This window comes from Vibrio sp. 10N.286.52.C3, assembly GCF_041468865.1.
GTDB lineage: Bacteria > Pseudomonadota > Gammaproteobacteria > Enterobacterales > Vibrionaceae > Vibrio > Vibrio crassostreae_C.
On sequence record NZ_JBFRJM010000071.1, the window covers coordinates 1 to 14,945 of the forward strand.

9 protein-coding genes are annotated in these 14,945 nt (G+C 44.6%); 1 reads left to right on the plus strand and 8 read right to left on the minus strand.

Going from position 1 to position 14,945, the window contains the following annotated elements:
- The 8 genes from AB4138_RS21050 to AB4138_RS21085 all read right to left on the minus strand — a co-directional run.
- Positions 1 to 4,470, minus strand: a 4,470-nt coding sequence (locus AB4138_RS21050; protein WP_372307584.1) for a conjugal transfer protein TraG N-terminal domain-containing protein, incomplete at its 3' end; no start/stop codon positions are given.
- 3 nt (positions 4,471 to 4,473) lie between these two features.
- A complete protein-coding gene (locus AB4138_RS21055; protein ID WP_170964548.1) occupies positions 4,474 to 5,880 on the minus strand; it encodes a conjugal transfer protein TraH in 1,407 nt (468 codons plus the stop codon).
- A complete protein-coding gene (locus AB4138_RS21060) occupies positions 5,867 to 6,394 on the minus strand; it encodes a hypothetical protein (RefSeq protein WP_136987106.1) in 528 nt (175 codons plus the stop codon). Before AB4138_RS21060 ends, AB4138_RS21055 begins: the two co-directional genes overlap by 14 nt.
- A 152-nt stretch (positions 6,395 to 6,546) precedes the next feature.
- Positions 6,547 to 7,494: a conjugal transfer protein TraF gene (traF, locus tag AB4138_RS21065; protein ID WP_136987107.1), complete on the minus strand. Its 948-nt coding sequence runs from the start codon at positions 7,492 to 7,494 to the stop codon at positions 6,547 to 6,549.
- Positions 7,495 to 7,497: 3 nt separating this feature from the next.
- Positions 7,498 to 8,043: a hypothetical protein gene (locus AB4138_RS21070; protein WP_081231361.1), complete on the minus strand. Its 546-nt coding sequence runs from the start codon at positions 8,041 to 8,043 to the stop codon at positions 7,498 to 7,500.
- A 34-nt stretch (positions 8,044 to 8,077) separates the two neighbouring features.
- Complete coding sequence (locus AB4138_RS21075) at positions 8,078 to 8,707, minus strand: hypothetical protein (RefSeq protein WP_136987109.1); 630 nt, start codon at positions 8,705 to 8,707, stop codon at positions 8,078 to 8,080.
- 272 nt (positions 8,708 to 8,979) lie between these two features.
- On the minus strand, positions 8,980 to 9,474 hold the full coding sequence (locus AB4138_RS21080; RefSeq protein ID WP_136987110.1) for a hypothetical protein: 495 nt from the start codon (positions 9,472 to 9,474) through the stop codon (positions 8,980 to 8,982).
- A 3-nt stretch (positions 9,475 to 9,477) separates the two neighbouring features.
- The gene (locus AB4138_RS21085) at positions 9,478 to 10,524 is read right to left on the minus strand and encodes a ParM/StbA family protein (RefSeq protein WP_136987111.1); all 1,047 of its coding nucleotides are present in this window, start codon (positions 10,522 to 10,524) and stop codon (positions 9,478 to 9,480) included.
- 3,600 nt (positions 10,525 to 14,124) lie between these two features.
- On the opposite strand from AB4138_RS21085, the gene AB4138_RS21090 reads away from it, so the two are divergent.
- Positions 14,125 to 14,934: a hypothetical protein gene (locus AB4138_RS21090; protein WP_136987112.1), complete on the plus strand. Its 810-nt coding sequence runs from the start codon at positions 14,125 to 14,127 to the stop codon at positions 14,932 to 14,934.
- Positions 14,935 to 14,945: the final 11 nt, after the last annotated feature.

A 14,945-nucleotide genomic window follows, 5' to 3' on the forward strand; every position in this document is an offset into this window, starting at 1 on the left:
TGATGCACTTGCCACTTGAGCCGCCGACTGTGGTGCTGAACTTTCAGGGCGTGAGTTCGTAGGTACAGTGTCAGAGGTCTTCGACGTCTCTACCGTTTCGGCTGATTTATTATCAGGAGCTACCTCTTGATTGCTTTGCACTTGGGTACGCTGATTATTACTGTCCTCTGGCTGTAATGGGCTACTAGGTAATGCGCTAACAACCATTGAAGCTAGTTTGGAGAAACCTGTTTGATCATTGCCTTGGGTTTGTTGTGTCGTTTTTTCCTTTGAATTATTTGCCTCTGTTGGTTGCGCATCAGGTTGGGTATTTTCTGTTGAAGCAAGCATCTCCTCTTTCTCTTGCAACGACGTAATTGCCTGATTAGCGGTCATTTCACCTGAACTTACAGCATTGAACAGTTGAGCTCCTTCTTTTACAGAAATCGTATTACTGTCAATGGAGTCAAAGATTTGTGATTTCTGTTCGTCACTCATACCACTGTTCTCTGATGCCTCCATAAGTGCCAAGCTTTGCGCTGCAGTTTCAGCGAATTTTGTCATTGAACTTGGTACTGGTGACGGCTCATTTGACGGTACAGAACCCGGCATTGCTGTGTTCGCTACGGTGTCATTAACACCCGTTAATGGAGTTGTTCCGTTAGATTGGCCCTCTTTAATTGCAGCTTCATTTTGCTCTTTACCTGTCGCTTCAAGTTGTGACAACTTCACTTCATTCGGTGTATCTTTAGATGCGTGGTAAGCTTTCTGGTGTTCGGCCACATCCTCTATTCCAATCTGCAGATAATGTTTAGATAACAATTTGCCATTTACGACATCGTAATTCTTATTGACCTCAGATTGATTTGATAGATTCGAAACTTGCTCATCAGTAAGGGATGTACCAAGTGTTGAGGCAACATGAGCAACGTTGTTGTAATCAATGTCTCTGAACCCGTCCTCAGAGCCACCCATAAACAGTTTATAGTCCTCTAACGCTTCCATGGTGTATTTGCCCGATGCAAGTCCACCGACTTCTTTGGCAAATGACTCATCCTCAGACATTTCCGTTCTTAGTTGTTCTATATTCCCAACCGCATTATTGTGATGCTTGATTTCAGTGTCACTGAGTAGCCCATCTTTATTGAGCGTGTTCTCATCACTGGTTAACGCGATCACAGCGGCGCCATATACACCTTCGGAATTAGTGGTGAGTCCAAAATCACGAGCACTTGGGCTAGTTGCAATTTGTGGTCTTGTTAGTAAATCAGCACCTTTATTCAATGGTGATTCTAAGTGCTTCATGTTTTCTGCGGCAGGCTCTGATAGCTGTTGCGCTGTCGCAGAGTGAAACTGAGAAACTAGCCCCGCTGCAATGTCATTTACCAATCCACCACCATCTTTCGCAGCACTCTTAACTTCTTGAGAAATTGGAGTTGGATTAACTGTATCAGTGGCAGTTTTAATGGCCTTAATTTCATCTGTTTTCTCAGGCGCAACTTTTGATGCATTGGCGCGAGCCTTATCAACATTTTCCCCGTGCTCATCTTTGATATTTTTGGTGGTCAATAATGTACCAACCTCACCCAGTCGTTCATCTCGTGTTTTCTCAAAGCCTTGCTGGTATCTTTGAATTTCTTCCGGAATGCCTGCTACGGCTGAGTTGCTGGTGGTGTCTTTCACAGACCCTAAATTGTTACTCATCGTGGCAAAGTTTTTCGACATATCATTAAGTGCTTTGTCACCAATCAAGAAGTCGGCTTCATTGAATTTCTGCGAGATATCCATCAAGCCCGATTTCATTGAATTAATGTCTTTAGCGGTCGCCACTTCTTGATATTGATTAACCATTTCACTTGAGAAAAGTACTGCTGCTGCACGACCCACATCTCCGTGATAGTATTTAGATGCATCACGTTGTATTTGGAGGTTTCGGGCCTGAGCATTGGCATCAACGACTCTACGCTCCTCTGGGCTCATGTTGGCCATCTCACTTTCGGTGTTATAACCATTAGCCACCCACTCTTTAAATTCCTTATTGTTTGCCGCATTTGTAAAATTGGTTGAATAATTTTGATTCAAACCTTTTGCAACACCCAATGCGTGTTGCGTCGTTTCTTGGAATTGTTTCGCAGCTGTATAACTTTTCAGGTCTTGAATAGCATTTTGTCCCGTTTCGCCCCAACCTGTCGTTCTTGAAAGACCATGAACCTTTTGAATCGCTTCTTGACTAGTATATTGAGCACTGGTGCCGCCTTGTTCACTGGTCACGTAACCTAAGCTTGCCTGCAATGCCTCTGCCTCACGTTCCGTAAGGTTAAACCCGCCTTCTGCGTTAACCTGAACTCGGCCATCAAGACCAACCGAGAAATCACTTTTGCTTCTTGAACCCACTCGGTTTGTTTTTCCGGAACTCTTGTCATTACTCTTAGTGTCAGTAACTTGGACTCTTTCTGTTTTTGAATTGCCCTTATCTTCTATATGGCTAGTTCTCGTCACGGGGCCACGTCCGTGTCGTCCTGCAGCCTGAGAGCCCCCCTGCGTATTCGACATTGTTTTATTATTTTTTGCATTACTGTATTGGGTAGAGTCAGAAGCTTGAGTCGACGTCTTTGCACTCTCAGAGTTTTGCTGTGTTGAATCCTCTCCACTTCCCCAACCGAAACTTCCGCTACCCGAGCCACCACCACCCATTACTAACTTACCCATCAATTGAGTAATTTCTTGAGTATCTAGATTGGTGTTTTTCTGTAAACCTTCACGCACCTGCGCTGCAAATTGAGCATTTTCAGAATATTGATGACTATCACTACCGTTCACACTTTTTCCTTTTTGAATCTGCGTCATAAGCTGAGAAAGCTTGCCCCATGACTGTTGATGTGAAGCTTGGGATGATTGAACTCGCGACTCTGCCATACTTGATGTAAGGGATAAGTTACTGGTCATATTCGACATACCACTGAGTGTTGGCATGTTTTGATCTTGAATTTGATTTGTTGAATGAACCACACCGTTATCACCCATAGTCCAACTGTGATTACCCATTCTGAGTGAACCATTTTTGGCACCAACGGCAATATCTGGTGCGACAGCACTAGGATTAACATGTGCGGTTCCCCCGATCTTGCCAGCCATACTCACGGTTGCGTATTCGCCACCTTTCAAAAGCATATAAGCCAACATAGGAACCATTGTCGTCATGTAAGATGCGGTCGCTATATAACTTCGCGCTTCGGAATAGAAATTGGACAATCCCCCTATGGTGTATGCTGTTTGCTCAGTGATCGACGTTTCCAACGCATTTTGAATAGACCAATCGAGATAGAAGTTAATCAGAATCATCACAAATGGATACAATCCAACTAACACTAAGAATCGCATGTATGACGCGGCGATCTTAAAGCCCCCTTCACCAAAGATGATAAAGAAGGACATAAGTGGTGCAGCAAACCACACGAACGCTTCAAAAAATGAGATGGTGGCAGGGGCCATTTCAAGCCACAAGTTTCTGTCACCTGCCATAGTGAAAAGACGCTGTTGTTTAGCTTGATATTCCATAGCGTCAACAAGTTGGCCTCGTGCAGAATGACTAGCATCTAACCCCATAGCGTTCTTTTTGACGTGATAATCAAGGAAGTTATTCATTTGAAATGTGTAGCTGTCCATTGATGCAGAGCCCAACTGCTGAAGTGCAGAGCTTACTTGTGTCGCTGATATGCCTTTCGCTTCATTTAACTCATCGAGTCCGTCTGCTAATTTCGATTGGTCATTATCAATGTATGCGCTCAGTGCAGTGTAAGAGTCTTTACACGACATGAATGACGGTTGCCCTTCAAGATACATGTCGATGTACCAAATCGTTGAGCTGACCTCCATCGCGGCCCAAGCATCGACATTCGTCAATACATTGCCAACCTTCGCCTCTTGATAGGCTCCACCAACTTCCATGTCTTTGAACAAACAGCCATTCATGTAACTGTCTATGCTGCGTATGAAATCACTATCTGCATGCCCAATAGTACGAATATTCGGACTATTTACAGACCCTTCGATAGCCACCAGCGTTCTAAGTGCGTCTAAGTGTGTGCCTGAGTTCTGGGGCATCACAAAGATGTCACTCAAAATATCGATAAACGCGATAGGTACTTGAGTCGTTACAGCTCCACCGATAGCCAAACCAATAGGAATGTCAGTAAAATACGCTGAATCACCCGTACCAGCATGTTCGACTACAATGTCGACTCTCGGGTAGAAACACAGCATCCAGATAAGATAGCCCTTGCACACTGTTCCTAAGAATTCACCACCAATCTGACCCTTTTCAAAGAATTGTTTGAAGGCTGCAACGAAGAAGGAAAGAACTAATCCAAGACCGAACAAGTAGTTAGGCTGTCCAAATTCACCTGTTGATTGATCGAACGCCATCGACAAGCCAAGGAAAACTTGTCTAGCCCAATCAAAATTACCAATGGTATATATCAGAAATTCCATGACTTAGTTCTCCATACTCTTCTCGACTAACATATGCAAACGGTTCTTAGAGTCTTGTTGTTCATAGTGGCGGTCCACAATGTCCATCTGTATGTTCAACATTCCTCTTGCTTCTTTTATGTAGGCTTGGGCATTAGCATCGCTGTCGGCTTTAGCCGCGATTGCAACCGCATCCAAATACGCACGAGCAGATGTGAAAAATTGCATCGCAAAGTTGTACGCGTATTCATTAGCAATTGCCTCGTAGTAACCTTGGACCTCTGAACTTTTTCTGTATTTGGTCGCGAGTAAAGCTATGTAGCCATATACATCCATACCGCCACCCTGTATCACTGCTTTTTGAGTAGGACCAAAATCATTCGCACCGCGAGCACCTGTTCGATAGACCTCTAATACGCCTGCGGTCCCGTCTGTCGTTCCGTCCAACGCTTCTAAGAACTGTTTGTTCAACGGCCTCCAATCAATCGTTTCCTGAGTAATATCGAGACATTTAGAGCTGGCCACAGTATCTGGGTTACCGTCATTACACTTGAGCCTTGTCACTTGTTCTTGAGTATCAAAGCCACCAAAGGCGATATCTAGCAGAGTCAATGTCGCAGGAACCGGAGTTGTCGCAATTGAAGAGGTTTCGACACCTTGGCGGTCAGGGTCAGTGTTATCAGCAACATCTCGGATCTCGGTCCCAACTAGTGACATGACGGTTTCCGAAAATCTAGGGAAGAAGTCAGCGGCACCAACATTCATTTTTGATGTTCTCATGCCGTTAATTAGCAGGTTACCTGTCAGTAATTCCTCACCATTCTGAACTTTTTGGGAGAGCTCAAGCAATGAAGTGCCTGGGGCTATGTTTTGAAACCAATCAGCTGAATCTGTCGCAACACCAGTTGAGTTTGCGGCTTGACCGATTGCTAAAGCATCTCGGATTGATTGTTCATATGGGCCGACCGCGTTGGCCATTAATGCCTGACCCGCTTCACATGAGTTCTTGAAAAATTTGTTCCATTCATCCATCGCTTTTTTCAAGGCTTTGATGTTTGCAGCACACGTCGGACACAGAGCATCTAAAGCTAGGTTGAAGGCATACGACGCACTACCCGCTGCAATTTGTCTCATTGAGTTTTGGAGCATCCCTGTTAAATCTTTGATCATTGAAAATGAACCCAGATTAAGGTCGATTCCGTTACATCCGGCTTTCATCGACGGAACTTGAAAGTTCACGATATTTGGATCATGACTCTTAACACGGTATGAAAAAGAACCGAGTGCGATGGCGTTTTTATTACTGGTTTCGTAGTCGACAATACCATGACCTGTCGAGTACCCATTGAAGACGTCTTGCATTGGGTTGGCCAACACATTCATAGAGCATGTCAGCGAGGCGGCAACGATAAAAGACCTAATACGTTTCATAATTGATTGCCTCCTGCGCTTGTGCATTGACATTCTTTGTCAAACTTTTCTGTTGGTCTGATTCAGGCGAAGGGATAAACGGCAACACATTAAGTACCAACTCCTTCGCAATTTCGTAGCTGTCTTCAACCACTACTCGCTCATAAAACTGATATTCACTTGGTTCTAGAGTTTGAGGGTCAATAAGGTGAAGCTTGGCGAGTTCGTAGCTTGCTGACTCTGCAGAGCTATAAGCGGTCAAAGCTTCAGGGACCTCAAGAACGAGAGCTTCATAACGCAAAACTGGGAGCAAACTTGAATAGAAATTAAGTAGGCTGACTTTCAACGCGTTGATGTCGCCTTTATTCGACGTAATAGCGCCAAATAGCCGCTCGTAATCGGGCATTTCTACTATTTGTCGAGTCGTCGATTGATGGGAGTTGGTAGTGTTTGATGACGTAATCACGGGCTTTTGTGACTCGTTAGCCATCACTAATGTACTGAATGTCAGTAGAACCACTGGTATAAGCTTCATGACCATATCCTGATAGAGAACTAGGATTAGTGTTACTTAACGCCAGTGCAAAAAATTCAAATAAGGAGCCTTTTTTCGGTAATTAACGTGCAACTGATATAAAAAAGCCTGCTCATTAACTAATGAACAGGCTCCAATTAACCGCGATAAAGTTAGTAACCTTGCTGTGCCTTGAGGTTCGATTCTAAGATTTCAACTAGATAGTTTGCGTCTGTTAAGGCTCTTTCTTCATCAATATCTTCAAATCGTGTAATTTGCTGTAGTGACTCAACTGCCGACGCGTCGTTAAATTGTTCTTCTGAAATCACATTGGCCGTCTTTGCCTGAATAAGAACCAATCTGACTATTTCACTTTCAGTCACAATGCCTTGTGAAATGGGCGCTACGAACTCACCGGAATTACCGACTAAAAACAAAGCAGGCACTCTTTGAACGCCTAGCTCTTTATACTTCTGCTTGGTATCCGGTTGATACTCAGGAAACATACCATTTTCCATTGGCGCTAAATCGATGCTGATCGCATTTACATTAAAGCCATATTTGCTCATGAGGCGTTGGACAATTGGTGCTTGGCGTTTACAGTAATCACAAGTGCTCTCAAAAAAGAACCATAACCCCGCTTGTTTTGCTACTTCTTGAACCACTTCCTGTTCTGCACGATTCTTAGCTTCATTCTTAGCATTAAGAGCAAAACTCGATGTTGGCCTTGCTTGTGTTTCATCAAGAAGAGGGTTGTTGATGACATCTTGCATCCACGCTTCCCTAAAAGCAGTCGCCTTGTCCATAATCACACGTTGCATGTATCGGGCTCGTTGGATGTTCTCCGGACTAGGGTCATTAATTGCTTCACCAACAAACTCCATAAAGTGCGCTCGAATCCATTTCGTCGACATAGGTTCAGGACCAGATTTTGCTGTACTTGGAGGGGCAATAGGGACTGGTGGAGACACGGGCTTTTTGGGTTCTTCTGGTTCAGGCTCCCCATAAAAGTGCCAACCTTGAGCGGCACTTTTATCATTGACGAAATTTGCATCTGCCGTCGCGGTAGCTGCAAATGCAAGGGCGCATAACATCGATAAGCCTAGATAGTTCGATTTCATAATCTATACCTCAGCGGCTTTGGCTTTACGACGATTTCTCGCTCTTTCTGCACGACAATGAGCACAACCAGTACCAGGTCTTTCAGTGTGGCCAATATATTTTGTCCCACACTCACATTTGAAAATGTGGATCGTACCGTCACCGATACGATGAAGGAGTTGAACAAATCGATTGAAATTCACGTAAGCACGTATGTCTTCACTCGATTCATCAAATACTCTTGCATAAGCATCAAGCATCTTGTCGATATTGTCTTGAAGCGGCAATTTTACTGATGGGTCATTGGAGAGGATTGAATAATAAGCCCAAAGCTTATTCGAGATGGGAAACGCTTCCGGTACTTGATGAAGAAAGCTCGCATCTTTACCCATTCTTGATTTTTTAAAGTCTGTCTGCATTCGGCCAAGCTCATGTTGAGCAGACTTAGGCACTGAACCTAAAAGGTCTTTAATTGTGGCTGCGTTTGCACCAAAGCGTACAAGATCGAGTGCTCGCGTCTCCAATTTCAGCGCCATTTGAGACGCTGTGGATAATTGTATCTCGGACATATGACTATCCTTTCAAATTGTGAACAGACTGAATTTAGATCATATCGGTCAAGGTACGCATACGAATGCGTTCTACGCCGACATTGTGACTTTGAAATTCATGAGTCTCTAAGGCATTCAACATCTCAGCTTCAGTACCTTCGTGAAATACGAAAGGATTTATACCGGCAGATGTGAACCTGACAATTTGAAACAACTCAAAACTAGCAAACTTAATGATTTCTTGTTGAGTTGCCATTAGCTCAATCATCGCAGAATGCGGATCTGTTTGAGCGAGGTTGTGCATTGCGAGAATTAGTGATTGGCACTGAAAACTCATCTCATCGGTAGAAGGTGTAGATTCAGAAGTGACATTGAGATAAGCGTTCAATCGTGTTCGATAATTTTCAAACTGGCCTGTTTCAATTGCGGTATTGAGAACCGATAAACCTGTTTGTTTAGTGCAGCCAGAACGTAATGGGGCAAGGGTAAAGATATGGTGCTGCATCTCTGCAAACTTCTCTAGAGTATCGGGCTCGATACTTATAAATCGATCTACGTCGATGTTAGTCAGAAAGTTAATTTGAGCGGAGCATTCTCTGTTAGTTAAAACAGATTGGTGTGCAGCTGACAATATGCGAGCGGAAATTGCACGCACGGCTGCCATGTGGCCTAGACGTTTCATAAGTAAATCTTCCATGCTTTTACGCGGTTTGAACGATCCCAACATTGACCTTTCAAACACCTTACTAAGCTCACCACGAGCGTTGTTAGGTTGCGTTTACAGTATTGACGTTGTGTTCATTTATACGAAATTACGAATTCCATAATACGCAATTTGTTTTAGTGAACTCTTGGATTATTGCATAAATGTATAAAATCACAACAATGATTACAAAAAAACATACACATTCTCAACATTAACCCTTGACTTATTACAAATGTACTATTTCTAAATCAACTGATTAATCCGCTTGAAGTCAAGTTATCAACCAGTTCCGTAGATACCAAATCTGCTGGGTCTGTCTGTGGTGATTTAGCTTCAGGTATCTGTGGAGAATTTTGGGAAGAACCGTGTTCGTTGTTGGTGTTCACGTTACCCAAAAATCGATTAATAATTGCTTCACCGGATTGGTGATATAACAGCCCCAATTGGAAAAGAATTGGGAGTAACCAACTTCGGTTTTCACAATGATTCAATTCGCTTAACAAAACTGGGAAATCACGTTTAGATATTCTAAATCGCTCATTAACCTTCTCGCCGTTGAACGGCATCGTAAGCTCAACTTGTGATGATATCTTTTCCCAGTTCGACTCGTGCAATCGCTTAATCACTGCGCCTTTGTTTAGTATTCGTCGCAACATGATGCGCTTAAACTTGGGACTATCGGGGATCTCGATAGCTCCCCTTTCCACCCAAGTCGACAGGTTAACATCGATACTATTACTCATAAGCTACGCAACCTTGTTTGAATTAACACCCGCGATTTGTCTAGCTAACTCAGCAAAACCAAGGCATACAGCAACTTCATGTTTCTCGACTAACTTCACAGTATGTCTCGGAAATGCACGTTCTAGCGCTCTCGCGAAATCGGGAGCTGGACCACCAGACACAATAAACTCTTGTATGTCTGATGCTTCACCAAGCATGTTTGTAAGTAAATCGACTGCTTCATTACACAAACTGTCAATCAGCGGCAAGCAATCAAAGACACCATCAGCGACAGGGAAGTCATACGTTTCAGCAAATATTTCGAGCTTTTTCGTGTTGAATGCCTTGTCTACCAATTCGGTCCCGATGGACGTACCCAAAACCTCAGACAGGTAGGTGCTCAGGCTTCTGAGAATTTTCCCCTGACCTAGTTCGAATGCCTTTGTACGTTCTTCGTCGATTGTAAGCCCCGTTGAAGTCAAGAAGTCGGTTGTTCCATAACCTGGGTCAACAGTAACTCTCGCTCGGTTCCCAAGCGCCTCCATAATCCCGCAGTTCATTTTCTTTGCTTCAGACTTTGCATGATAAGTAAGTGCGCCAAGTGGCTGCGGCAATACATGTGCCTGTTTTACTCGGATCACTCGCCCATCCACATGATGTTCACCAATCATAAAATTGAGTAGTTCATCTTTACGATCAAGTTGGTTTAATGGAAGACCAGCCACCAGCAAGTCAATGCAATCCGTTTTTAATAGACTTAAGCCACCGATAAACAGCGCCTTGTAAGCCGGACTTGAGATGTAACGTTTATTAAGAAGTCTTTCGTTGGCGTCAGCTGCTTTTGACAAAACTCCCGGCCCCACTTCATAACTACTTCCGTCAATGTTCACTAAAACCGTATTTCGCTGAGTTGTGCCAAACGATTCCAGTCGCTTCAGCTCTGTAGGATTCACCTTTACAGCTCTTGATGGGAAGCAATGGTAATAACAGTGATCGCCTGTTATTTCAGATGCAACGCAGGTGGTTCCAAAGCCTACATCTATCGCTGCAACTTCCAGTTGTTTGTTCATAATCAATCACTCCGATCATTTGTCTTGATGTCAAACCTAGTGATACACAAAAATTGATGATGGTTTAGCAATTAGTGAGGGTATTTTTCATGTTTATTGTTAGCTGTTGAAAAATATCGTGCATGAATCGAATAAAATTGTATTGCGTATGAGGAAAATCGAGATGCTTGGGAAATATTGATAAACACCGTAATAAATCGGTTAAGAAATGACATTTGTAGAAACAATTGAAAAAAATTGCATAACATCGTTTCTATTTTGGTGGGATTGGGAATTGTATGGGAAGATTTGCGCGTTCTTGAAAGCAATTAGCCAGAAATCGAAAATCGTTACTCAAAAGAACGTCCATCAACCGACATACACATTTTGAGCGGTATTGTTAATCCTTATTTTCAATGACGCGCCTTAACGAAAGTAATCTAGTTCTGATCATCACTGCTAATCAACCACCATGAAACGACAGTTCGTTTCAGAATTTGGCATCACTGTCCCTACATATATCAATGGTGGTATCAAAATTCGACTAAAATTGAACCACCAAAACATTAGCACCTGCTAATGAATGAGATGTCTGACACCCCCCTCAATATATGTAGGGAATTTGAAAATGAGGATTTTATGAGTGTGGTGGACATATCTCCTACATATACATGGGGTGGTATCAAAAAGACGAAAAAGTGACTGGTGACAACGAAAATTCACACGAAAATTCAGCCTTTCGTCATATATTAGTGGTGGTGTACCACCCTCCGTATAGTAGTATTATAAAGGGGGAGCTAAAAAAAAGGCTCCCGCCAAGGGAGAGGTCGCTGGCGCATGGCAATTTAGAAAAGACCCTGCCCGAGAGTTAATCATTGACCGTGACACCCTAAGAATCGGAATCGACCCTGCCCGAGCATCAATCATCGACCGTGACACCCTAAGAATCAGAATCGACCCTGCCCGAGCATCTTTCATCGACCGTGACACCCTAAGAATCAGAATTGACCCTGCCCGAGCATCAATCAGCGACCGTGACATCCCATGAATATGATTCGACCCTGCCCGAGAGTGAATCAATGACCACTGGCTAACCGTAAAGAGTCTAACCAAGACATTGAAATGGAATCCTGAGCGGTACAGCCCTTCTTAAAAACAAAAAAATAAATATAAATATCCAAAAATCATCTCAAGCCGAACGGTACTACCCAAGATTGAGTCGTTGCCCGAGACGGTTCAATTTCTCGGGGTGACAATGAATATGAATTAATTACTAAACAATCTAGAAAATGGTGTTCAAGCCAATTGTCTTTGACGGATTCTCAACTCACGATGACCAGCGGATTCTCGGTTAAAAGACCGGCGCTGGTGCCGCGTCATGCCATCCCGTGTCAGTGCGAGACATGCGGGATTAATTCCCACGCCAGAGCGAGCGCCTGGGTACTGGTCATCCGCCGAGTCCCATCGCCCAGTTCCAAGGCAGGGAGCTGGTGGCAGGTAATAACGTCCAGTGTCGGTCAGAGATATTGAACTTGGATATTAGTTACCAGCGAGCCCCGGTCCGTGCATTCATCTCCAGCAGGTAATCGGGTGATAAACCGGCGCTGGTGCCGGGTCACATCATCCCGTGTCAGTGCAAGACATGGGAATCGTTACCTACGCCAGAGCGAGCGCCTGGGTACTGGTCATCCGCCGAGTCCCATCGCCCGGTTCCCAGCCGAGGAGCCGGTGCCGGGTCATAACATTCAGTGTCGGTCAGAGATATTGAGCTTGGATATTTGTTTCCAGCGAGGCCCTGGTGATAATCACGACCAGCAGGTTCTCGGGAGAAAGACCGGCGCTGGTGCCGGGTCATAACATTCAGTGTCGGTCAGAGATATTGAGCTTGGTATTAACAATCCGTCGTACCAAGTTGATTCAATAGGCTTGAGATTTGGTCGAGCTTTAAGTCATTCGTGTTGATTTTGATTAGTTTGAATAGCCCGACTGTTTTAGGCCCTAAGCTAATTGGCGCCGCACTGCCCGAGCAAAAGGTCCGTTCGTTCACCAAAGCCTATGAGTGTTCATCTCCCAGTGCCAGTGCGAGACATGGGAATTGATATCTGTGCGGGAACGAATACAAGGGGTTCTGGCCAGCCGCCGGGGTTCCAGCCGAGGAGCTGGTGTCTGGTCATAACATTCAGTGTCAGTCACAGACTTTGAACTTAGATATCTGATACCAGCGTCGCCTGGTGACCAGCAGGCACTCGGGTGAAAGACCGGCGCTGGTGCCGCGTCACATCATCCCGCGTCAGTGCGAGACATGGGGTATTAATACCCACGCCGGAGCGAGCTCCGGGGTAATGGCCAGTCGCCGGGTCCCAGCCGAGGAGCTGGTGCCGGGTTTACTGCATTCAGTGTCGAGCAATGACATTGAGTTTCAGTTTTTTTATCAGCGAGGCCCAGGTGATACTCGTGACCAGCAGGTTCTCGGGTGATAAACCGACGCTGGTGCCGCGTCACATCATCCCGTGTCAGTGCAAGACATGGGAATCGACATCTGCGCCGGAAGAAATTCTTGGGTGCTGGTCATCCGCCAGGGTCAACTGAAGACCGGCGCTGGTGCTGCGTCACATCATCCCGTGTCAGGCAATGACATTGAATTTCAGTTTTTGCTACTAGCATCGCCTGGTGACCAGCAGGTTCTCGGGTGAAAAACCGACGCTCTTGCCTGATCAGAATACCGACAGTCAGGCTAAAATGTTGGGGTTGTGCTTAAGATGGAAGTTTACTTACCGACCATTAATTTCTATTTGAGCTTACTGAATACATACTGACAATTCTTAAGCCACGGACACCATTGCTAGTCATTGCCTGATTAAAAAGCCTAAGAGTACATTCGGCCCAGAAATGTTCACCTCCCAGTGCCTGTCCAAGAGGTAGATAACGTCGAGGTCCTGATGACCAGCAGAAAACTGAGCGCTGGTGGCTGGCTCGCAACTGAAATGTCATTCAAAGATGTGGGAATCGAAATCTACGCCGGAGCGAACACCAGGGCGCTGGCCAGCCGAGGAGCTGGTGCCAGGTTTATTGTATTCAGTGTCAGGCAATGACATTGAGTTTGATAATTTTCATACCAGCGAGGCCCAGGTGATACTCGTGACCAGCAGGTTCTCGGGTGAAAGACCGACGCTGGTGCCGCGTCACATCATCCCGTGTCAGTGCAAGACATGGGAATCGACATCTGCGCCGGAAGAAATTCTTGGGTGCTGGTCATCCGCCGGTTCCCAGCCGAGGAGCTGGTGGAAAGTCATTAGTTCCAATGTCATTCAGAGAAATTGAGTTGAGCGACTGCACGAGCTCGAATCGTTGGTCACCAGCTGAATTCCACGAACGCTGGTCATGTCTAGTCCCCCTTCCCTGTCATAGCGAGACAAAGTGTTAGGCTGAACAAATTCAAATTCGTGGATACGACTTTCATGATTGAACCATTGTTCATACCAACGTAAACACCCGCAGACCTGCCCTATTCGGAAAGCAATTCTGAAATCTATTAGCGAAAATTCGTCCCTTATTTGAAAAAACGTCGATTTATTTCATGCAGTATCAACCAATACCCCATTTGGGAAGGAGACAGGGTTTATGCATGAACAGGCGGATGTCCTTGACGTTCAAACAGACGAACTTGATGTTCTTACTGAGGACATTGAGGCTGATGTTCAGGTTAAAAAAGACGATATCCATGCAGATTTAAAATTGGGTTTGATCACCAAGAACCTAAAACGTAATGCAATGGAACTGAAGGCGGTCTATGCCGAAGCCGGTGAACTTATAGCCGAAATGGAAGACTTGGCTGACAAGTATTACCGAAAACCTCAGCTCGAACAGAACCATGTAATTATCAAAGACAATTCTTACAACCGTAGAAGCACGTTCGCCAATACAGGCCATGTACTGATTGGGACTAAGTATTACACCAAAGACAGAGACGGTTGGGAGATGGTGATGTGTTTTGAACTTCGAATGCGTGACATGAGCCGCTTAAACAAAACAACAAAAAAGAAGGCGTATCACTTTGATCCCGATAAGAAGATTCCGAATTCAGAGAAATACTATGAAATTCCTAAGTTCGCGACGAAGTACGAGAACAAGTCAGAGAACAAGATTCCCTACAAAGTGCTGACCCACCCTTTTTCCAAATCACAATGTAAAAAATACATGAGGGATTGGGAATTAAAGCTGTTCCTAGCATTTAAGAAAATCATCAGTCCACCCACACGACGTTACCTCGGATTAAGGGAGCGCTATAAAACGCTTCGAGAGGAACGACGCGTATTACTCAGCATTTTCATTGCAGATAGAGGGCTCCCACTAAGCAGGGAATACAACCGAAAAATAGGCGAGCTAGAAAAGGTCATCGCTGACCATTACCCAGAACTCATCAATCTCTAAGGAGAATCACC